Annotated in this window: 18 protein-coding genes and 1 pseudogene; 6 read left to right on the top strand and 13 right to left on the bottom strand. The window is 73.7% G+C overall.

Annotation, left to right across the window (positions count from 1 at the left end):
• Positions 1–8: 8 nt before the first annotated feature.
• Positions 9–1,106, bottom strand: coding sequence for an NYN domain-containing protein (locus tag GA0070609_RS09630; protein ID WP_088993490.1), 1,098 nt, complete (start codon positions 1,104–1,106; stop codon positions 9–11).
• 307 nt (positions 1,107–1,413) lie between these two features.
• Here GA0070609_RS09630 and GA0070609_RS09625 point away from each other — a divergent pair, with 307 nt between their 5' ends.
• From GA0070609_RS09625 to GA0070609_RS09615, 3 genes are all read left to right on the top strand, one after another.
• On the top strand, positions 1,414–2,673 hold the full coding sequence (locus GA0070609_RS09625; protein WP_088993489.1) for a glycoside hydrolase family 16 protein: 1,260 nt from the start codon (positions 1,414–1,416) through the stop codon (positions 2,671–2,673).
• Positions 2,674–2,875: 202 nt separating this feature from the next.
• A complete protein-coding gene (locus tag GA0070609_RS09620) occupies positions 2,876–3,967 on the top strand; it encodes a Gfo/Idh/MocA family oxidoreductase (RefSeq protein ID WP_088993488.1) in 1,092 nt (363 codons plus the stop codon).
• 13 nt (positions 3,968–3,980) lie between these two features.
• Entirely contained in the window at positions 3,981–4,358 is a 378-nt protein-coding gene (locus tag GA0070609_RS09615; RefSeq protein ID WP_088993487.1) for a nuclear transport factor 2 family protein, read from the top strand.
• 151 nt (positions 4,359–4,509) lie between these two features.
• Here the strand turns inward: GA0070609_RS09615 and GA0070609_RS09610 are convergent, their stop codons facing one another.
• The 3 genes and pseudogenes from GA0070609_RS09610 to GA0070609_RS09600 form a co-directional block, all read right to left on the bottom strand.
• On the bottom strand, positions 4,510–5,592 hold the full coding sequence (locus GA0070609_RS09610; protein WP_088993486.1) for a cellulose binding domain-containing protein: 1,083 nt from the start codon (positions 5,590–5,592) through the stop codon (positions 4,510–4,512).
• Between the two features lie 437 nt (positions 5,593–6,029).
• Positions 6,030–6,980: a DUF559 domain-containing protein gene (locus tag GA0070609_RS34830; protein WP_088997612.1), complete on the bottom strand. Its 951-nt coding sequence runs from the start codon at positions 6,978–6,980 to the stop codon at positions 6,030–6,032.
• Between the two features lie 193 nt (positions 6,981–7,173).
• Positions 7,174–7,412 (bottom strand): annotated as a pseudogene (locus GA0070609_RS09600) (winged helix-turn-helix domain-containing protein).
• Between the two features lie 213 nt (positions 7,413–7,625).
• Here GA0070609_RS09600 and GA0070609_RS09595 point away from each other — a divergent pair.
• Entirely contained in the window at positions 7,626–7,919 is a 294-nt protein-coding gene (locus tag GA0070609_RS09595) for a DivIVA domain-containing protein (RefSeq protein ID WP_231928601.1), read from the top strand.
• A 281-nt stretch (positions 7,920–8,200) separates the two neighbouring features.
• On the opposite strand, the gene GA0070609_RS09585 is transcribed toward GA0070609_RS09595, so the two are convergent.
• The 4 genes from GA0070609_RS09585 to GA0070609_RS09570 all read right to left on the bottom strand — a co-directional run bounded on the left by GA0070609_RS09585 (position 8,201) and on the right by GA0070609_RS09570 (position 12,203).
• A complete protein-coding gene (locus GA0070609_RS09585; protein WP_157748100.1) occupies positions 8,201–8,554 on the bottom strand; it encodes a DUF1801 domain-containing protein in 354 nt (117 codons plus the stop codon).
• Between the two features lie 48 nt (positions 8,555–8,602).
• Positions 8,603–9,334 carry a Sec-independent protein translocase subunit TatA/TatB gene (locus tag GA0070609_RS09580; RefSeq protein ID WP_088993484.1) on the bottom strand — a complete coding sequence of 244 codons (732 nt, stop codon included), beginning with the start codon at positions 9,332–9,334 and terminating at the stop codon, positions 8,603–8,605.
• Between the two features lie 302 nt (positions 9,335–9,636).
• Positions 9,637–11,262: an ABC transporter permease gene (locus GA0070609_RS09575; protein WP_088993483.1), complete on the bottom strand. Its 1,626-nt coding sequence runs from the start codon at positions 11,260–11,262 to the stop codon at positions 9,637–9,639.
• Complete coding sequence (locus tag GA0070609_RS09570; protein ID WP_088993482.1) at positions 11,259–12,203, bottom strand: ABC transporter ATP-binding protein; 945 nt, start codon at positions 12,201–12,203, stop codon at positions 11,259–11,261. The genes GA0070609_RS09575 and GA0070609_RS09570 overlap by 4 nt, the downstream gene beginning before the upstream one ends.
• Before the next feature lie 109 nt (positions 12,204–12,312).
• On the opposite strand from GA0070609_RS09570, the gene GA0070609_RS09565 reads away from it, so the two are divergent.
• Entirely contained in the window at positions 12,313–13,062 is a 750-nt protein-coding gene (locus GA0070609_RS09565; RefSeq protein WP_088993481.1) for a TetR family transcriptional regulator, read from the top strand.
• A gap of 9 nt (positions 13,063–13,071) precedes the next feature.
• Here the strand turns inward: GA0070609_RS09565 and GA0070609_RS09560 are convergent, their stop codons facing one another.
• A complete protein-coding gene (locus tag GA0070609_RS09560; protein WP_197700246.1) occupies positions 13,072–13,665 on the bottom strand; it encodes a hypothetical protein in 594 nt (197 codons plus the stop codon).
• Between the two features lie 571 nt (positions 13,666–14,236).
• On the opposite strand from GA0070609_RS09560, the gene GA0070609_RS09555 reads away from it, so the two are divergent.
• Positions 14,237–16,021: an N-acetylglutaminylglutamine amidotransferase gene (locus GA0070609_RS09555; protein ID WP_088993480.1), complete on the top strand. Its 1,785-nt coding sequence runs from the start codon at positions 14,237–14,239 to the stop codon at positions 16,019–16,021.
• 112 nt (positions 16,022–16,133) lie between these two features.
• Here GA0070609_RS09555 and GA0070609_RS09550 read toward each other — a convergent pair whose 3' ends face one another.
• The 4 genes from GA0070609_RS09550 to GA0070609_RS09535 form a co-directional block, all read right to left on the bottom strand.
• Complete coding sequence (locus tag GA0070609_RS09550) at positions 16,134–17,270, bottom strand: carboxylate-amine ligase (protein ID WP_088993479.1); 1,137 nt, start codon at positions 17,268–17,270, stop codon at positions 16,134–16,136.
• Between the two features lie 135 nt (positions 17,271–17,405).
• The gene (locus GA0070609_RS09545) at positions 17,406–18,617 is read right to left on the bottom strand and encodes an RNA polymerase sigma factor (protein WP_088993478.1); all 1,212 of its coding nucleotides are present in this window, start codon (positions 18,615–18,617) and stop codon (positions 17,406–17,408) included.
• Positions 18,618–18,776: 159 nt separating this feature from the next.
• Positions 18,777–20,813: an amylo-alpha-1,6-glucosidase gene (locus GA0070609_RS09540; RefSeq protein WP_088993477.1), complete on the bottom strand. Its 2,037-nt coding sequence runs from the start codon at positions 20,811–20,813 to the stop codon at positions 18,777–18,779.
• Positions 20,810–21,187: an SCP2 sterol-binding domain-containing protein gene (locus tag GA0070609_RS09535; protein ID WP_157748099.1), complete on the bottom strand. Its 378-nt coding sequence runs from the start codon at positions 21,185–21,187 to the stop codon at positions 20,810–20,812. The genes GA0070609_RS09540 and GA0070609_RS09535 overlap by 4 nt, the downstream gene beginning before the upstream one ends.
• Positions 21,188–21,249: the final 62 nt, after the last annotated feature.

Below are 21,249 nucleotides of genomic sequence, written 5' to 3'. Positions count from 1 at the left end.
CGTACCGGTCAGGCGGGCCGGGCGGTCAGCAGGTAGTCGTCCGCCTCCGGGCTCCACTGCAGGTCGACGATGCCGCTGGTGGCCGCCGCCTTGCAGAACTGCAGGAAGCTGCGGTAGCCGAGCTTCTTCTCGCTGAAGTCGGGCCGGGCCCGGCGCAGCTGGTTCTTCAGGCCGGACAGCGCCACCGCGCCGTCGCCGGCGGCCAGGTCGAGCACGACGGAGCGGAGCAGCCCGAACGCCACCTCGCGGTCGCCGTGCTCGGGCAACGAGACCTCGGGGTCGCCCTTGGCCGGGCCCTCCGCCAGCTCGACGACGTTGTGCTCGGCCAGGTGGCGCAGGAGCTCGCCGAAGGTGCGGTAGCCGTAGTCGGACTCGCTGAAGGTGGGGTCCTTGCGCAGCAGGGTGCGCTTCAGCCGGGACGCGGTCACCTCGCCGCCGGAGCTGCCCTGCAGGCCGGCCACCGTCTGGGCCACCAGGACGGAGAGCGTGTCGACGTCGCGGGCCGGCTCCTCGGCCGCCGGCGGCGCCTCGGGCTCCTGCTCCACCGGCTCCGCCTGCTCCAGCTGCTCCACCTGCTGCGGTTCTCGGCTGGGCCGGGCCGGCCGCCCGCGCCGGCCCCGGGTGGTCGGGATGTCGACGCCTTCGAGCCGGTCGTAGTAGAGGAACTCGTCGCAGGCGGGCGGCAGCAGCGCCGAGGTGGACTTCTCGACCCCGACGCCGATCACCTGCTTGTTGAGTTCGCGGAGCTTGTGCACCAGCGGAGTGAAGTCGCTGTCGCCGGTGCAGATCACGAACGTCGAGATGTAGTCGCGCTCGAAGGCCAACTCCACGGCGTCGACGGCCATCTTGATGTCGGCGGCGTTCTTCCGGGTGGCGCCCATCCGCTGCGGGATCTCGATGAGTTCGACGTGCGACCGGGTGAGCATCCGGCGGTCCTCGTCGAAGTAGGACCAGTCCGCGTACGCCCGCCGCACCACCACCCGCCCCCGCTCGGCGAGCGCGTCGGCGATCGGGCGGAAGTCGAACGCCGTGCCGTGGTGGTCGCGCGCGCCCAGGGCGAGGTTCTCGTAGTCGAGGAACAGGGCGATCCGGTCTTCTTGATCCACGGAAGCCAGCCTACGCCCGGTGCCCGCTCCGGACCGGCAACCGCCCGGGCCCGCCGCACCAGCCGCCGGCGGTCGCCGCGCCCCGCCGCCGCAACCAACTGGCAACAGTCTTGACAAAAGAGACGGGCATCGACAAGCATCGCTAGAGAGCGCTCTCTCACGTTCCGGCAGGGCTCAGCGGCGTGTGCCACCACCGGATCGCAGCGGAACTTCCCCCCGGGGCGGCCCGCCCGCCCCGCCGACCACCCGTGCCCGGCCGAGGGCCCGGCCACCGCCCCGATCCCCGACCCGTCCACAGGAGAGACCCATGTTCACCGCACTACGCCGACCACGCGCGCTCGTCCTCGCCGCGGTCGCGATCGTCGGCCTCACCGCAGCCCTCGTCCTGCCCGGCCGCTCCGACACCGCCGAGGCCGCCATCGGCGGCATCACCTGGCAGGACGAGTTCAACGCGCCCGCCGGCACCCCCGTCGACCAGGGCAAGTGGCGCTTCGACATCGGCGGCCACGGCTGGGGCAACAACGAGCGGCAGTACTACACCAACAGCACCAGCAACGCGGTGCACGACGGCCAGGGCAACCTGGTCATCACCGCCCGGCGGGAGAACCCGGCCAACTACCAGTGCCACTACGGCCGGTGCGAGTACACCTCCGCCCGGCTGCTGACCGCGGCCACCTTCACCCAGGCGTACGGGCGGTTCGAGGCCCGCATCAAGATCCCGCGCGGGCAGGGCATCTGGCCCGCGTTCTGGATGCTCGGCAACGACATGGGCACCGTCGGCTGGCCGGCCGCCGGCGAGATCGACATCATGGAGAACATCGGCCGGGAACCGAACACCGTCTACGGCACCATCCACGGCCCGGGCTACTCCGGCGGTGGCGGCATCACCGGCAGCCGCACCATCGGCCAGCCGCTGGCGGACGCCTTCCACACCTACCGGGTGGACTGGGAGCCGAACTCGATCATCTGGTACCTGGACGGCGTCGAGTACCACCGGGTCGACCCGAGCCGGCTCGGCGGCAACCGCTGGGTCTTCGACCACCCCTTCTTCATGATCCTCAACGTGGCGGTCGGCGGTAACTGGCCCGGCTACCCGGACGGCTCGACCCAGTTCCCGCAGCAGATGCTGGTGGACTACGTCCGGGTCTCCGGCTACACCTCGGGCGGCACCCCGCCGCCGTCCGGCACCACCCGGCTCCGGGGCGCGCACAGCGGCCGGTGCATCGACATCCCCGGCGCCAACCCGGTCGACGGGGCGAAGTTGCAGATCTGGGACTGCAACACCACCGCCGCGCAGGCGTGGACCTTCGCCGCCGACGGCACCGTCCGGGCGATGGGCAAGTGCATGGACCCGGCCTGGGCCGGCACGGCCAACGGCACCGAGGTCAACCTGGTCACCTGCAACGGCAACCCGGCGCAACGGTTCACCCTCAACGCCGCCGGCGACCTGGTCAACCTGAGCAGCAACCGGTGCGTCGACGTGCGGGACTGGGTCGCCACCAACGGCGGCAAGCTGCACCTGTGGGACTGCACCGGCGGCGCCAACCAGAAGTGGTCACGCTACTGAGCCGTACGCCGGGAAGGGCCGGCACGCCGCGAGCGGCGGACCGGCCCGCGAGGTGGAGAGGGCCGTACGCCGACCGGCGTGCGGCCCTCCCCCGCGCCGCCGCCACCCGCAATGCCGCCATGGGAGTGAAGTGCCGCCCACGCGGGGCGTAAGTTCGGTGCCATCGGGGCCGGGCGGTCCGGCGGTACGAGACGGGGGTGGCATGGCGGGCACGACGCGGGCGCCGTTGCGGGTGGGTCTGCTGGGCTATGGGATCGCCGGTCGGGTGTTCCACGCCCCGCTGATCGCCGCGACGCCCGGGCTGCGGCTGGCGGCGGTGCTGACCCGCGACCCGCAGCGACGCGAGCAGGCGCGCGACGAGCACCCGGACGCCCGGATCGTCGACGACGCCGACCAGCTGTGGCGCACGCCGGACGAGCTGGACCTGGTCGTGGTGGCGACGCCGAACCGCCTGCACGTGCCGATGGCCCGGGCGGCGGTGGCCGCGGGGCTGCCGGTGGTGGTGGACAAGCCGCTCGCCGCCACCGCGGCGCAGGCGCGCGACCTGGTCGACGAGGCGGCCCGCCGCGGCGTGCCGCTGACGGTGTTCCAGAACCGGCGCTGGGACGGCGACTTCCTGACCGCCCGCCGGCTGGTCGAGGAGGGCGCGCTGGGGCGGGTGGTCCGCTACGAGTCCCGCTTCGAACGCTGGCGGCCGGCGATCAAGCCCGGCTGGCGGGAGAGCGGGACCCCCGACGAGGCCGGCGGCACCCTCTACGACCTGGGCGCGCACCTCGTCGACCAGGCGGTGCAGCTGTTCGGGCCGGTGCGCGCCGTCTACGCCGAGGTGGACCGCCGGCGCCCGGGCGCCCAGGTCGACGACGACGCCTTCGTCGCGCTGACCCACACCAACGGCGTCCGCTCCCACCTCTGGATGACCACGCTGGCCGCGCAGCTCGGACCGCGCCTGCGGATCCTCGGCGACCGCGCCGCCTACACCAGCTACGGGCTCGACGTGCAGGAGGCCGCGCTGCGCGCCGGGGAGCGGCCCGGCACGCCGGGCTGGGGCGAGGTCACCCCCGAGCGGTACGGCCAGCTCGGCGTCGACGGCGACCTGCGCCCGGTGCCCACCGAGCCCGGCCGGTACCAGAGCTTCTACCAGCAGGTGGCGGCGGCACTACGGGACGGCGCGTCGCTGCCGGTCGACCCGTACGACGCGGTGGACACCGTCGCGCTGATCGAGCTGGCCCACCTCTCCGCCGCGGAGGGCCGGGTGCTGACCGTGGCGCCGACGGGACCGTCCGTCCACGCCTGACCAGGAGGGTTGCATGCCGGACAGCGAACGCGAGGCCGAACTGCTCGACGCCGAGCGCCGCCTCCAGGCCGCCCAGCGCGCCGGGGACGTGGCCGCGCTCGACGAGCTGCTCGACGACCACCTGATCGCCATCGGCCCGGACGGCCAGCGGTACGGCAAGCGCGACGACCTGGCCGCCCACCGCAGCCGGACGTCGATCGTCGACGAGCTGGTCGAGGAACAGCTGGACCTGATCGTCGAGGGCACCACCGGGGTGACCATCTTCGTCGGGCGGGTGACCGGGCTCTTCGGCGGGGAGCCGTTCGCGGCCCGGCTGCGCTACACCCGCACCTGGGTGTACGACGACGACCGCGGCTGGCGGATCCTCGCGGCACACATCAGCCCCGCCTGAGCAGGTCCGACCGGGTGTGGCGTGGGTCGTGCCTGACCTCGGTGCGGTCGCCTGACCCACCTCGGCGGGCCACTGCCCGACGCGCCGGCAGGCGGCTGGTCGATCTTGGTCCGGTGGGTGGCTGGCGCGGTGGGCCGACGCGGAGTCGGGGTCAGAGGCCGGCGCAGGGGTTGCCGTTCACGGTGCACTCCTCGGGCGCCTTGCGGATACCGGCGTCGCGGACGTCGAACTCGACCGTCTGCGACCCGCCCGCCGGCACGGGCTGCCCGGTGAAGGTGACGACCCGCCCGTCCTGGCGCCACTCCACCTTCTTGGCGCCGGTGACCGTGCTGCCCTCGGGCAGCGTGAGCACCAGCGTCCAGCCGGTCGCCGCCGCGTCGCCCGGGTTGTCGAGCACCACCTCCGCGGTGTAGCCGAGCAGCCGGGTCGACACCGACTCGTAGCGGCCGGCCAACGGGGGCGCCGACGGTGGGGCCGAGGCGGACGTGCGGGTGGGCTTCGCCGTGGGGGTCCGGCTCGACCGGTCGGCGCCGGGCGTGGCGCTCCGGCTCGGGCGCGCGGAGGGCGTCGACCGGGACGCTTCGGCGGTGGCGGTAGCGGCGGTCGGCAACGCGAGCGGGTCGGGGCTGGCGGATCCGCCCGACTCGCCGGGCAGCACGGCCCAGGCCACCACCCCGGCGGCGACCAGCACGACGCCGACCAGCGCCCCGACCAGCACCGGACGGAAGCGGCGGTCGGCCGGCGTCGGCTCCTCCCCGAGCACCTCGGTCACCGGCATCTCGGCGGTCATCGCGACGTCGCCGCGGCGCAGGTCGATCTGCTGGAAGGCGAGCCAGTCCAGGATGGCCGGCAACTGCACAGTGAGGATCTGCTGGTAGAACTCCTCGCGGCGGGCGCGCTGGTCGTCCGGCCAGTTGCCGTGCTCCAGGCTCTCGGTGACCGACAGCCGGCAGCCCTCGGCGGTGGAAGCGATGGCGCAGGTCAGCCGGGTACGCCGATTCGCCTCCTGGCAGCGCAGCGCGAGCAGTTCCGGTGCCCGCCGGTCGACCACCTCGGCGTCCACGGCAGCGTCGAAACCCGGCAACCCGGCGGTGTGCAGCAGCAGTCGCTGCTCCGCCCCGGCCACCGGCTCGACCTCGGTGAACCACCGGGCGAGCGCCGTCCGATCCGTCAGCGCGTGCCACACCCGGTCGGCCGGGTGGAACAAGTTGACCTGCGCACCGATCTCAGTCACGGCGAGACTCTACGACCCGCATCGCCGCCCGGCCCTACCGGACGGGTTCGACGGTCGCAGTCCAGGTCGATTACCACCAGGCAGTGGTCGGACGGGTACCGATCGTCGATGGGCCGGTCCTGGCAAGGCAGGCTCGCGGGATGCGGGTGCCTCTGGGGGTCCGGGCGGGGCGGTCGTGGGGCGTGGCCCCGTTGCGCCGTTGGGGTGGGCGACGAGGTGGGTTGGGGCCGGGCGGAACGCCGAGGGTGGGGACGTCCCGCCCAGCCGTGGCCAGCCATCGCACCCGACTGTCCACTGTGTTGCGTCGCCGATCATGCCCCACCCCTACATCGATGTAAACCCCCCATTTCTCGCAGCCTGCCGCGAATCGACTTCCTTGATCGTCTGATGCTGAGGAGGTGCAGACAGGGGCTTCTGCCCTGCTGCCGATCAGACGATCACGAAGCAGCTGCCGCGCGGCGGGTGGCGAGGATGGCGAGGGTTTCGCGGCGTACCTCTTCGGGGGTGTGGGTGAGGCGTCGGTGGGTGAAGCGGACCACCAGAATGCCCCGGGTGGCCAGCAGGGCGTCCCAGCGCAGGTCGATCTCGCGCTCACGCGGGTCGCCGTGGATGGTGGCGCCGTCGAGTTCGATGTCGACCCGCTCCGCCTCGGCGAACAGATCGAGGTAGAACGTCCGCGCGGCCACCCGCACCCTGGCCTGCCGCCGGAACGCCGGCATGCCGGGGCCGGTGAAGACGTGGTCGTGCCCCCAGATCTCCAGCGGGCTGCGGCACCCGGCGGCGAGCCGGTCCAGCAGCCGCCGCAGCGCGGCCCGATCGGCCAGCCGGGGTGCCTGCCCGAGCGCGACGCCGATCCGGCGCGGCGTGGTCAGCCGGTGGTTGACGGCGCGGATGAGCGGGGCGGGTCGGTCCGGCCGGGGCAGCAGCGGCCAGGCGTCGACCAAGGCTCGTTCCAGCCGGGTCACCGCCTCGCCGCCCCGCACCACCACGTGCGGGGGCCCGACAGCGAAACCCCTGCGGTGATGCACCACCACCTGCTCCCGGCTACGGATTCCGCACTCCGCGGGCACCTCGACGTGCACCGGCTCGCCCGCCGGCTGCCGACGCAGTCCCCACACGTCGAGCGCGGTGAGGTGACTCAGGGCGCCCCGCCCGCCCGCGTACGCCAGCGCCGCCCGGCGCGCCAGCGCCGGCTCGACGCGGCGTAGCGGTGGCCCCCCGACGCCGTCCACCAGTCGCGCGTCCACGTAGACCCCGGGCAGCAGCCGGAGCAGGCGACCCGAGCGGCAGGCGTCCTGCAACGCCCAGGGCGGGGTCACCCGCAGCGCGGCCTCCCAGGTGACCACTCCACCGCTCCGCTCGACCAGTCGCTGAAGCACGTCGTTCACCCGCACGACCGTGCCCCCGCGCCCACCTCCCCAGCGACCCCACACCCTCCCGCTGTGGACACCACAACCCCCTGTGGACGCCACCCCAAGCAACCGCGGCTCGTGCTATGGAAACCCGTGATCGTCTGATCCCCAGCAGGTCCCGCAAGACGGTTTCCACCTGCTCACCATCAGACGATCAAGAACCCGACGTTCAGGGCTCGCGCATCCAGGTCTTGGGGTCGGTGACGAAGACACCCTTGCCCTGCTGTCGCCGGATCACCCGTAGCGCCTCCAGCCGGGCATACGACATCTGCACAGTTCCGTGGCTGACCCCATACCTGTCGCGCAGCTCGGCAATTGAGGGCAACCTGTCCCCGGCTTCAATCTCCTGGCTTTGACGTCGGCGATCACATCGTCGGCGATGCGCCAGTAATCCGGCACTTCTCGCATGGCACTCCTCGCGTGGCAATCCGATTCGATCACACCGCGACGCGCCTAACAAGCGACGTTGACTCATCTGACTTATCTAGATATGTTGACTCCGGGCCGGTCCTCGCGTGGCAACGAGTTCGGCTCATTCCCTGGTCGGGGCGGGTGCGCCTGCCCGTCCCGACCCACCCGCGCATGCCCTTGGTGCTTCCGCCTGCTTTGGAGGGGATCGTCGTGGCTCAGCTGTATCGGGGTGGACAGCCCTACCCGGCCGGCTATCCGGGCCGGTTGACGCCGCACGAGGTGCGGACCCGCGCGTTCGCCGCGTGCCGGCGTGGCGTCGACCCGCTGGAGGTACGCGAGTTCCAGGCCCGGGTGGCCGACGAACTGGCCGCCCTCAACGAGGCCGTGCGGCTGCTCAGTCAGGAGAACGACCGGATCAAGCGGGCGCTGCGCGACTGGCAGACGATGCACGCCCGGGAGTGCCGGCCACCGCAGGAGCACCATGTCAACGAGCGACCCTGGTGACCGGGTGCCCTCCCCCGGCGACCTGCTTCTCGTCGACGGCCGGGCCTCGGTGCAGTTCGCCGGAGACCGCGCCCTGAGGTTCCGCGTCGTCTCGGTTTCGCGCCAGCCGACGTACCCCGGCTGGGTCTGGCTGACCGGCTACGTCCTCAATCGCCGGGGCGAGGCGGCCGCCAGACGCGAGGTCTACGTCCAGCTCGCCGGCCTGCGCCGGCACCCAGCACCCCGCCCTGTGAACGCGTCGGGTGACCCGGTGCTTCGCGGCGTGACGACGGCGGATCCGGTCAGTGCCGGCGGGCGAGCGCGGCGACCATGAGTTCGCGCAGTTCCGGCCGTGCCAGGTCGTCGGCGTGGCGAATCTGCACGTGCCGGTGCACCTTGCCGGTGCCGGCCATGAGGCCAGCCGGGTCGGGAAGCGTCGCGCCCCCGGCGATGCCGAGGTTGACGTGCCGGATGTGCGGTGTCACCACGAAGACCAGCCCGGTGTATCCGGTGCCGCTGCCGAACCCGATGTCGCCTCCGTCCACCGTGACGACGGCTTCCGGGTAGACCGCCAGGATCAGCGCGGAGAGGCTCCGGGCCAGCTCGGCGACCCGCGGCTCCCGCGCGGCGAGCAGTCGCTCCGCGTCCTCGTTCACGACCGACATGCTATCGAGAATGATCTCCGTGGCGAGGGCAACGGCCGGCTACGAGCCGAGCAGGTCGAGGGTGAAGCCGGCGACGAAGAAGCCGACGCCGAGCCAGCGCAGCAGGTGCCCGGGGTTCGCGTTGTCCAGCACCGCCGCGATCGGCGCCAGGATCAGTGTGGCCAGCAGCCAGAACAGGCCGATGAACGGCATCCGCACGCCGTACTGCACCGCCGGCCCGCCAATCAGGAGGAGCACCCCGAACGCCACCACCGAGACGGCGAGCGGCGCCAGCAGGGCGGGATTCTGCCGGACGGTCGCCCACTGGGCGGCGACCAGGATGGCCAGGCCGACGTTGGCGACCAGCAGGACCTGCGCCATGGCGCTCCGCACGGCGGCCGGCAGCGTCCGCTTGATCTCGGGACGCATCGCCGTGGCGAGTCGTCGGGCCTCGGCGTAGCTGGCCGACAGCCGCCGGCCCGCGCTCCTGAGCCGCTCCGGCCCGACCAGGTCGAGCAGGACCACCAGACCGGCGGCGAACTGCAACAGCTTGCCGACCCGCGCCCACCACATCACGGTGTGTCCCCACAGCGGCTCCTGGCTCGCCGACCGGCCGTCCCACCAGACCGACCACGCCGCGCCGAACTCACCGAAGCCGGAGGACAGGGCAGCCTCTCCCGCAGCGGGCAGGAGCAGTGGCACCGCGAGCAGCACGGCAGTCTGCACGGGCGAAGGGCGGCGCCGTTCCACCCGCACCGAGTAGCCGCCGCCGTCCGCGGTCGAGCCGGTCATTTCGTCCGGGACCTCGACCCCACCGCCGCGTTGAGCGGTCAACGCGGGGACCGCCGACGGCCGAGCCGCACGGACCGGCCTCCTCGGTCTCGGAGCACCCCGGCGTCTCGCCTTCGACAACCCGCCCGCCCTCCCCGCCGCCCACCTGATCCGGGGCCTGGCCGAAGAGTCTGCGGGAACACGTCCACCGCCGGCGCCAGTTGTCCGGCACCCGACAGGGCCGACCGGCGCCGCGTACTTCAGAAGTTGTGGCCTCGGAAGGCCGAGGCCACAACTTCCCTGAAGGTGCGACAGCGAGCGCGTCAGGAGGGGACGTCGCGGTGGCGGAAGGCGGCCGCGCCGGCGGCGTGCAGCGCCACCGCCACGGCGGTCAGCACCACCAGCGGCAGCGCCGTCGCCTCGACCGCCGGCACCGACGGGACGTGGGTGTACGGGGAGAGGTTCAGCGCGGCCTGCGGCAGTTCGAGCACCGCGCCGAGTTGACCGAGCAGCAGGAAGACCAGCAGCGCGGTCCAGGACAGCGCCACCGACCAGCGGGGCAGCAGGCCGAACAGCGCGGTCACCACGCCGACCACCACGAGCAGGGCCGGCAGCCGCAGCAGCGCGGCGCCGCCCAGGTCGACGGCGCGCCCGACCGGGTCGCCGGCGACCAGGCCGTGCCCCAGGCCGGTGGTGAGGCCGGCGAGCAGCACCAGGGCCAGCGCGCCGAGCGCCGCGGCGGCCACCTGGGTGCCCAGCCAGCGGCCCCGGCTCACCCCGGTGGCGAGGACGGCCTCCAGCACGCCGTCGGACTCGTCGCCGCGCACCCGCAGCATGGCCTGCACGACGTACGCCCCGATGGTCAGCGCGAACAGCCCGAGCATGGCGGCCAGGTACGCGTCGACCAGGTCGACCCCGCCGCCCATCGCGGCGATCGCCTCGGCGGCGGCCGGGTTCTCCTCGATCATGGCGTTGAACTCGTCGGCGGCGATGCCCATCGAGAACCCGAGCACGGCCACCCCGACCGCCCAGCCGAGCAGCGCGCCGCGCTGCAGCCGCCAGGCCAGCCCGGCGGGGCTGAGCAGCCCGGCCGGGGCGTTCGCCGGACCGCGCCGGGGCGCTACCAGGCCGGCGCCGATGTCCCGCCGCTCGGCCAGCGCATAGGCGGCCGCCACCGCGGCGAGCAGCAGCGCGACGGGCAGCGCGAGGACCCACCACCGGTCGTCGACGTAGGCGCGCACCTGGTTGCCCCAGCCGAGCGGCGAGAGCCAGGACGGCCAGGCGCTGACCACCCGCAGCCCACCGTCGGTCTGGTCGCCGAGCACGTCGCCGGCGGCGCGGAGCAGGAAGGCGACCCCGACGACGGCGGCGGCGAGCGCGTTGGCGCCCCGGGAGGTGACCGAGAGCTGGGCGGTGACGGCGGCGACGCCGGTGAAGGCCACCCCGACGCCGCCGATCGCGCCGGCGGCGACGAGCGAGCCGGCCAGCGGCAGGCCGGCGGCGGCCAGGCCGGCGGCGAGCAGGGCGGCGGCCGCCACGTTCGCCGCGACGACCACCAGCAGCGCGGCGGTGAGCAGCGCGTACCGGCCGACCACGGAGGCGCCGAGCAGCTCCGCCCGGCCGGTCTCCTCGTTCTGTCGAGTGTGCCGGACCACCGCGAACGTGCTCAGCAGCGCGAAGATCAAAGCCAACGTGACGTACGTTTCGGCGACCACCACCGCGCCCAGGTCGGTGCCGGCGATCGGCCCGTTGAACGCGCGGGCGACCAGGCTGGACGCCGACGTGGTGGCGTAGCCGACCCGGGCGGACTCGTCCGGGTAGATGCCGACGACGCTCTCGGCGGGGGCGTAGCCGAGCAGGGGCGCGCCGAGCACCCAGATGGCGAGCCGGACCCGGTCGCGGCGCAGCACGAGCCGGGCCAGCGCGCCGGTGCCGGTGAGCGCGCTCATCGGGCACCTGCCCGGCGGCCGTCCGGGCGGGCGGCCTCCCCGGCCGCCTCGGCGGCCGGCCGCTCGTCGCCGTAGTGGCGCAGGAACAGCTCCTCCAGGGTGGGCGGGGCGCTGGTCAGGGCGCGGACCCCGAACCGGACCAGGTGCCCGAGCAGCTCGTCGAGGTGGGCGGGCTCCACCTCCAGGTGGGTACGCCCGTCGACCTCGCGCACGTCGTGTACGCCGGCCAGCGCGTCCAGGCCGGTCAGCGGCCGGGCGGTCTCGACGGTCACCGCGGTGCGGGTGAGGTGCCGCAGCTCGGTGAGGGTGCCGGACTCGACGGTGCGGCCCTCGCGGATGATGCTGACCCGGTCGCAGAGCGCCTCGACCTCGGCGAGCACGTGGCTGGAGAGCAGCACGGTGGCGCCGTCGGACTTGATCCGCCGCACCTCGTCCTGGAACACCGCCTCCATCAGCGGGTCGAGCCCGGAGGTCGGCTCGTCGAGCACGTACAGCTCGACGTTCGAGGCGAAGGCCGCGACGATGGCGACCTTCTGCCGGTTGCCCTTAGAGTAGGTGCGGCACTTGCGGGTGGGGTCCAGGTCGAAGTGGTCGAGCAGTTCGTCGCGGCGCCGCCGGTCCAGGCCGCCGCGCAGCTTGCCGAGCAGGTCGATCGCCTCGCCGCCGGAGAGGTTCGGCCAGAGGCTGACGTCGCCCGGCACGTACGCCAGCCGGCGGTGCAGGGCGACCGCGTCGCGCCACGGGTCGGCGTCGAACACCCGCGCCTGGCCCGAGTCGCGTCGCAGCAGGCCGAGCAGGATGCGGATGGTGGTGGACTTGCCGGAGCCGTTCGGGCCGAGGAAACCGTGCACCTCCCCCGCCTCGACCCGCAGGTCGAGCCCGTCGAGCGCGCGGACGCTGCCGAACGTCTTGACCAGGTCGCCGATCTCGATGACGGGCATCGCCCCTCCTGCCGTTGACACCTCGACGAACCCCACTGTACTGACCGGCGGTCAGCGCAATCAACAGTGACACCGGCCACGGGTCAGGGCGCCGGCTAGGCTTGCCGGCATGACCGCCGAGCCCGCCGACGACACCCGGACCCGGATCCTGCGCGCCGCGCTCGACCTGTTCGCCGAGCACGGCTACCAGCGCACCGCGCTGCGGCAGATCGCCGACCGGCTGCGGCTGACCAAGGCCGCCATCCTCTACCACTTCCCGGCCAAGGAGCACCTGCTGGCGGCCTTGATCGAGCCGCTGGTGGCGGATCTGGAGCAGCTGCTGGACAGCGCCCAGGAGCTGCCCACCGACCAGGCCCGGTGGACGGTGCTGGAGGGCTGGGTGGACACCATGCTCACCCACCGCCGCCCGCTCGGCATGCTCTTCCACGACATCGCGCTGATCACCCGCGGCGACACCTACAACCGGCTGATGCGCATCGCCATGCGGGCCAACGACCTCATCGCCGGGCCGGACGCCGCGCGCCGGGAGCGGGTCCGGGCGGTGCAGGCGGTCGCCATGTGCAGCGACCCGGTGGTCTTCTTCGCCGACGTGTCCGACGAGGTGCTGCGCGCGGACATGCTGGACGGCGCACGCCGGCTGCTGGCCGCACCCGGCGCGGACGCCCCGCGTGCGGTGGAGCCCGGGCCGGCGACCGGGCGGCGGCGGCCGGGCCGGCCGCGGGCGCTCGGTCGCGAGCAGGTGGAGGCGGCCCGCCGCATGCACGCCGCGGGCACCCACTCGGTGGACGACATCGCCGCCGCCCTCGGGGTGTCCCGGGCGACCGTCTACCGCCACCTGGAGCAGACCACCGCCGGATAACGAGACTTTTTAGCGACTTTTTTGAGACGGTAGTGAGACGGCATTGGCCTCGGCGGCGACCGCGCGGTCGAGGAGCGCCTGCTCTAGCAACGCCGACTGCGCCACCGAGCCGCCGCGGACGGCGATGCTCCGCCGAGCCGCCCGGTAGAAGCCGTCCCGCGCCTCGTTGACCCGGGAGAGCACGGCGGTCATGTCCGGTTCCGGGTCGACGATCCCCCGGGCCAGCCGCTCCAGCTGCCACACCGCGTCCCGCCAGACGCCGGCCGCGGCGACCGTCGCCTCGTCGCCGAGCAGCAGCATGTTCTCCCAGGCGATGGTGCGCCGGGCGTCCGCCTCGGCCAGCCTCGCCAGGCCGGCCTCCCGGTCGATCGGGTGGCTGTGGGAGTTCGGCCGGCGGTCGGCGGTCATCCGCAGGGCAGTGGCGTGGCTCTCCTTGACGGCGTGCGCGTACTCGACGTAGGCGTCGAGCCGCCGCTCGTCCCATCGGATGCTCTGGTTGCGCCGCCACCGGGCCCGGTCGGCCAGCGACGTGGCGAGGATCGTGCCCAGGGTTCCGACCAGTACGCCCAACAGCGCCGGAAGCTGCGCCAGCAAGGTGCCCACGCCGCCGAGGCTGCCATGCCGCGGCAAGCCCGCGCCAGGCCGTCGAGCGCCGGCCCGACCCGGCCGACCGGGACACCCTCGCCCGCATCCTCGCCGCCCTGCGCGGCTGATCCGCCGGCGCCCTCCGCTCGATCGACTCCGTGCCGCCGAAACGGGGGTGTCGACGCGAGCGGGACGCCGCGATATCGGCGGAACGGAGTCGATCACGCCGACCGGGCGAGTCGAAGGACTGCCGGGCGGGCCACTCGCCAACGAGGGTGATACCTCACAGTCATCACAATGACTCCGAGGTATCACCCTCGCGGGGCACATCTCGACCCGCCACGACCCCGGCCGGATGGCGCGCCAGCGGGCCGGGGATGCGAGCAGGGCGGGGGCCGTGCGGGGTCGGCTCAGCGCCCGCGGTGCCGCGAGGCCCGGGCGGAGTTTGGGCGCGCCAGCGGCGGGTAGCCGAGCTGCCCGTCCTGCGGACGGGACCCGGACCCCCGTAGGGGCGGTCCGTCACAGGCGGCGGCGGGACGGGAGTGGTGACGGTGGGTCCGGTGCCCCGGGCGAGCGGTGGCCGCTGAGCATGTGCGGAATCAGCGGCGAGGCGAGGTTCGACGGCTCGACGCCGGACGCCGCGGCGGTCACCCGGATGACCGAGGCGATGCGGTCGCGCGGCCCGGACGGCGAGGGGCTGTGGCGCGACGGCTGGGTGACCCTCGGGCACCGCCGGCTGACCATCATCGACCTCTCCGACGCCGGCGGCCAGCCGATGGTCCGCGAGGACCTCGGCCTCGGCCTGGTCTTCAACGGCTGCGTCTACAACTACCCGCAGCTGCGTGACGAGCTGCGCGCCGCCGGGTACACGTTCCACTCCACCAGCGACACCGAGGTGATCCTGGTGGCGTACGCCCACTGGGGGGAACGCTTCGTCGACCACCTGGTCGGCATGTTCGCGATCGGCCTGGTCGACCGGCGGCGGCGCCGCCTGCTGCTGGCCCGCGACCGGCTCGGCATCAAGCCGCTCTACCTCGCCGAGACGCCCGGGCGGCTGCGGTTCGCCAGCACCCTGCCGGCGCTGCTGCGTGCCGGTGACGTCGACACCGGGATCGACCCGGTGGCCCTGCACCACTACCTGTCCTGGCACTCGATCGTCCCGGCGCCGCGGACCGTGCTGCGCGGGGTGCGCAAGCTCCCCCCGGCCACCCTGCGGGTGATCGAGGCGGACGGGCGCAGCCGGGACCACGTCTACTGGCGGCCGGAGTACCTGCGCGACCCGGCGCACGCCGGCATGGACGCGGCGGACTGGCGGGCCATGGTCGGCGACGCCCTGCGCACGGCGGTACGCCGGCGGCTGGTCGCCGACGTGCCGGTCGGCGTGCTCCTCTCCGGCGGCCTGGACTCCAGCATGATCGTGGCGCTGCTCGCCGAGGCCGGCCAGCACCACCTCCAGACGTTCAGCATCGGCTTCGACAGCCGCGGCGAGGAGACCGGCGACGAGTTCCACTACTCCGACCTGGTGGCCCGCGCCTTCGACACCGACCACCGCCGGATCCGGCTCGCCGACGACGACCTGGTCCCGGCGGTACGCCGTACCGTGCTGGCGATGACCGAGCCGATGGGCAGCCACGACGTGGTCGCCTTCCATCTGCTCTCCGAGCAGGTGGCCCGGCACGTCAAGGTGGCTCAGTCGGGGCAGGGCGCGGACGAGGTGTTCGCCGGGTACGGCTACCACCAGCCGCTGGCCCGGGTGCCCCGGGACGGGGCGGCGGAGGCGTTCGCCGCCGCGTTCTTCGACCGCGACCACGCGGAGCTGCACCGGGTGGTCAGCCCGGCGTACGCCTGCGCGCACGACGCCAGCCGGGAGCTGCTCGCCGCCGAGCTGGCCGCGCCCGGCGCGGACACCGCGCTGGACGCGGTGCTGCGGCTGGACACCCACCTGATGCTGCCCGACGACCCGGTCAAGCGGGTGGACAGCATGAGCATGGCGTGGGGGCTGGAGGTGCGCACCCCGTTCCTCGACCAGGACCTGGTCGCGCTGGCCGCGGCCTGCCCGCCCGAGCACAAGGTGGCCGACGGCGGCAAGGCGGTGCTGAAGGAGGTGGCCCGCGAGGTGCTGCCGGCCGAGGTGGTCGACCGGCCCAAGGGCTACTTCCCGGTGCCCGCGCTGCGCAACGTCGACGGCCCGGTGCGCCAACTGGTCACCGAGGCGCTGCGCGCGCCGGCCGCCCGGGAGCGCGGGCTGTTCCGCCCGGAGTACGTCGCCGAGCTGCTGGCCGAGCCGGACCGGGCCGAGGCGGCCGCCGGCAGCAACAAGCTGTGGCAGCTCGGCCTGCTGGAACTCTGGCTCCAGACGCACGACATCCGGTGAGCCACCGGGGCGCAGGCGGTGGCGGCGTCGCCCGGCAGCCCGCGCCGGCCAGCCGGCAGCGGCCGGGCGGCGCCGGTCAGCCGAGCCGGCGATCGTGTGGGCGGCGGCGTGGTCAGCCGGTGATCGTCTGGGCGGCGACGTGGTCCAGCACGGCGCGGATGTCGCCGCCGGTCTCGGCCATGATGCGCCGCTGGCGGGTCGCGCCGGTGCCCTCGCCGCGCAGCCGGATCAGCTGCGCGACGGCGTAGTCCAGGTCGCCGTGCCGCGCCAGCGCCGGGGTCACCGCGGCGAACATCTCGTCGACCAGGTCCCACGCCGGCCGGGCGCCGCCGGCGTGCAGATCGATCAGGTCGCCGTCGAGGCCGTCGTGGGCGGCCCGCCAGTGCGCCGCCGAGACCAGGCAGTTGCGGATCCGGGGGGCGGCCACCCCGGAGCGGACGTCGTCGACGGCCGTGGCGACCAGCGCCCGGACCAGGGCGGCGACCAGCACGGTGTCGTCCACGGTCGGGCACACGTCGCCGACCCGGACCTCCACCGTCGGGTACGCCGCCGACGGCCGGGCGTACCAGTAGACCATCGCCGCGTCGAGCATGATGCCGGCGGCGATCAGGTCGTTCACGGTGCGGTCGTAGTCGGCCGCGGAGTCGAAGTGCGGCGTCGGGCCGATGCTCGGCCAGCGCTCCAACTGCATCGACCGCCAGCTGGCGTGCCCGGTGTCCCGCCCGTCGTGCAGCGGGGAGTTGGTGGTGATCGCCTGCACCACCGGCAGCCACGGCCGCAGGTGGTTGCAGACCTGCACGGCCAGTTCCCGGTCGGGAACCCCGACGTGCACGTGGCAGCCGCAGACCGCCGGGTCGTGTGCCACCGGGCCGAAGCGGCGGGACATGGCGTGGTAGCGCGGCTTGTCCGGCACCGTCCGGTGCGGTTCGTGCACCGGGGTGGCACCGACCGCGACCAGCCGGGCGCCGGCCGCCTCGGCCGCCGCCGCCGCGGAACGCCGCAACCCGACCAACCGGTCCCGCAACTCCCCCAGGTCGGCGCAGACCGGGCTGACCATCTCCACCATGCTGTGCCGGAACTCCTGGCGGCTCTGGTCCCGGGCGGTGCCGTGCAGGGCCGTGAGCACCCGGTCTGCCACCGGCAGGCTCTCCCCGGTGGTCGGGTCGAGCAACAGGTACTCCTCCTCCACCCCGAGGGTCAGGGTGGTCAGGTCGGGGACGCTGGTGGCAACTGCCGGACGGTACGTCATCGGTGGTCGGCGTCCGTTTCGTCGGGCGGCCCGCGCCGCACGGCTGGGCGACACCCGTTCCCGTCAGCCGGGCCGGGCAAACGTCCCCGAGCGCCCGGTCCCCGCCACCGGCACGCCCGCGGGGCCGCGCGTCCGCTATCCGCCGGCCCGCGCCGTCACCGCCCGCCGGGTCAGGAAGTCACGTTCGGTCGCGTTCGCGGTCAGTTCGGCGGCCCGCCGGTACGCCGCCGCCGCCTCTTCCGGCCGCCCGAGCCGGCCCAGCAGGTCGGCCCGGACCGCGTGGAAGACGTGGTAGCCGGCCAGGTCCAGGCGGTCCACCTCGGCCAGCGCCGCGGCCGGGCCGGCCACCTCGGCCAGCGCGACCGCCCGGTTGAGCGCCACCACCGGCCCGGGAAGGTACGCCAGAAGCTGGTCGTACAGCGCCAGGATCTGGGCCCAGTCGGTGCCGGCCGCGTCCGGCGCGGCGCTGTGCACGGCGGCGATGGCGGCCTGGAGCTGGTACGGGCCGGGCTGGTCCCGGCGCAGGCAGCGGCGGACCAGCTCCTGCCCCTGCCCGACCAGCCCGGCGTCCCAGCGCCGCCGGTCCTGTTCCGGCAGCGGCACCAGCGCGCCGTCGGCGGTGGTGCGGGCGGGCCGGCGCGCCTCGGTGAGCAGCATCAGGGCCAGCAGACCCTGCGCCTCCGGCTCGTCCGGCATCAGCTCCACCAGCAGCCGGCCGAGCCGGATCGCCTCGGCGCACAGGTCGTCGCGGACCAGCCGGGCGCCGGAGGTCGCCGTGTGCCCCTCGGTGAAGATCAGGTAGATCACCGCCAGCACGGCCCGGAGCCGATCGGGCAGGTCGGCCTCCCGAGGCACCCGGTACGGGATGCCGGCGTCCCGAATCTTCGCCTTGGCCCGGACCAGCCGCTGCGCCATGGTCTTCTCCGGCACCAGGAACGCCCGGGCGATCTCGGCGGTGCTCAGCCCGCCGAGCAGGCGCAGGGTCAGCGTGACCCGGGCGGCCGGGTTCAACGCCGGGTGGCAGCAGGTGAAGATCAACCGGAGCCGGTCGTCGCGCACGGGTCCCTCCTCGACGGGTTCGCCGGCGGCGTACAGCAGGGCGGCCTGGGCGTGCCGGTCGGCCCGGGACGCCTCCCGGCGCAGCCGGTCGATCGCCCGGTTCCGGGCGGTGGTGATGATCCACCCGGCCGGGCTGGGCGGCGGACCGGTCTCCGGCCAGCGGGCGGCGGCGACGGTGAAGGCGTCCTGCACCGCCTCCTCGGCGAGGTCGAGGTCGCCGAGGAGACGGGCCAGGACGGCCACCGCGCGGCCGTACTCCGCGCGGAAGACCTGCTCCACATCGGCCACCGGCCTCCTCCTCCGGGGCGGCCGGCCCGACGCCGGCCTCTCATCCTCTACACGAACCGCCCCGGCCCGAAACGACACGGCGGCCCCGGCGTGCCGCACCGCCGCCGAAACCGGCCGCCGGCCGCGGGCGGAGTCACCGGGCGAAGGCACCGGGCGGGGTCACCGGTCGGCGCGGCCACGCCCGAAGACGTCGGCCCTACCCCAGCGTCCCGGGATGTCGAGCAGTTCGATCCGCCCGACCTTCACCGGCACCGCCGGCCGGGCCACCAGGTGGTCGCCGCGCGGGTCCATCCCGAGCATCGTGCGCAGCAGCAGCAGCGGGGTCCCGGTGGACCACGCCTGCGGGCTGCACGCCGTCGGGTAGTGCACCGGATACCGGGTCAGCTCCCGGTCGTACCCGGCGAATGCCTCCGGTAGCCGGCCGTGGAACAGGTCGGCCGCGTCGATGATGCCCTCGGCGATCCGGGCGGCCTCCCGGTCGTAGCCGTAGCGGCGCAGCCCCCAGGCGATGAACGAGTTGTCGAACGGCCAGACGGTGCCAACGTGGTAGCCGACCGGGTTGTACCGCGACTGGCCGGTGGCCAGCGTCCGCACCCCCCAGCCGGAGAAGAGCCGGGGGCCGAGCAGGTGTTCGGCGATCTTCCCGGCTCGGGATTCGTCGACGATGCCGCTCCACAGCAGGTGGCCGATGTTCGACGACAGCGCGTCGACCTGCCGGCCGTCGGCGTCCAGGGCGAGGGCGTAGTACTCGCCGTCGGCGACCCAGAAGTCCCGGTTGAACCGCTGCTTGAGCTCGGCCGCCTCCCGCTCCAACCGGTCGGCGTAGACCGGATCGTGCCAGAACTCCCGCGCCAGCCGGGCGCCGCGCCGCTTCGCGTCGTAGGCGTAGCCCTGCAACTCGCAGGTGGCCCGGGGCAGGCCCGGCAACGTCCCGTCCCGGTACGAGATCGAGTCCCAGGAGTCCTTCCAGCACTGGTTGTCCAGCCCGCACCGCTCGTTGCGGCGCTGGTAGCGCACGTAGCCGTCACCGAGCAGGTCGCCGTACTCGTCGATCCAGTGCAGCGCCGCCCGCCCAGCCCGTTCGAGGTGGCGAACCGTCTCGGCGTCCCCGGACCAGCGTTCGTACTCGTCGAGCAGGACCACGTAGAGCGGGGTCGCGTCGGCGCTGCCGAAGTACGGCGAGTGCGGCTGTTCCTCGAAGCCGATGCTCTCGCCGTAGCGCAACTCGTGCAGGATCTTGCCCGGCTCCTCCTCCCGGAAGTCGTCCAGCACGGAGCCCTGGGTCAGGGCCAGCAGGCGCAGCGTGGTGGCGGCCAGATCGGGGGCGAACGGCAGGGCCTGGAGGCTGGTGAGGATGCTGTCCCGGCCGAACACCGCCATGAACCAGGGCAGCCCGGCAGCGGGCACGGTCCGCCCGCCCATCGTCAGCGGCGTGAACCGCAGCGCGGCGAGGTCCACCAGGCTGCGCCGGTAAGTCCTGGTGAGCGACTCGCAGTCGCAGGTCAGCCGGGGCGCCTCGGCGAGCCACCGTTCGAGATCCCGGCGCAGCTCCGTCCGGCGCCGGACGGGCCGGCCCTCGAGGCTCTCCCGGATGTCCCGCCCGTGCACGCCCAACGTCCTGACCCGCAGTTCGGTGGCCCATTCGGCGTGCGGTCCGATCTGGACGTGATAGCTCAGCCCGTTTTCGTCGACGTGCGCCGGCACCGTGCTCGAGATCACCGTCTCGCGCCGGAAATCCGCCCGCTCGTAACCGAGCCGCAGGCATCCGTTCTCCACCCGCGCGTAGTAGGTCCCCTTCTTGTTTCGCACGTCCTTGATCTCGAACAGGTCGGCGAAGTCGCTGCCGACGTCGAGCCGGATCCCCAGCTCGACCGGGGTGGCCTGGTGGTTGACCACGGTCAGCCGCTCGATGAGCCCGCCGTCGATCGAGCGCTGGCGGATCACCGACACCGTTGGGTCGGTGAGCGGCGTCGAGGTGACCGGGACGAGGAAGAAGCGGGCCTCGAAGTACTCGATGTCGTCGATGGTGAGCGGGCTGAGCCGTACCCCGTCGACGGTCAGGATCCACCTGGACAGGAATCGGGTGTCGAACGAGAACAGGCCGGTCGGGATGGTCGGAGAGGCGTCGACGTCACCGCTCTCCTCGCTGACCACGAACGTGTTGCCGTCCAGCAGCCGGACGAGGTCCTCGCTCATGCGGGCCGACTCCGTTCCGCCACGAAGGTCCGCGGGTGGCGCGCGCCCGCCGGCTGCGGCATGATCCGCTGGAGCAACCAGGGCAACAGCACGTCGCCCTCGGCGATCAGCTCGTTGCGCACCCACGCCGCGTAGATGTTCGCCTCCCCGGTGACGAACCGGTCGAACAGCGCCCGATCGACACGGAGGACCGCGTCGGCCTCGCGGTCCGCCCGGGTGACGTGGACGCCCCCGTGGGTGATCACCACGAACCAGCGGTCGACGCCGCGGTCGTGCACGAGGTCGACACGGAGGGTGCCGGAGGCTCCCTCGAACAGGGGTTCGTGCCCGCGACGGTCGAGCCGGTCGAAGAACTCCGCCGTACGATCCGACATCAGACTCCCTCGGGTCAGCACTGACACGTCAGCCTCGCGCGGGTTCGAGCGCCCCGTCATCA

It is taken from the genome of Micromonospora echinaurantiaca (assembly GCF_900090235.1).
Lineage (GTDB): Bacteria > Actinomycetota > Actinomycetes > Mycobacteriales > Micromonosporaceae > Micromonospora > Micromonospora echinaurantiaca.
This window is presented reverse-complemented; position numbering and strand designations above follow the sequence as displayed.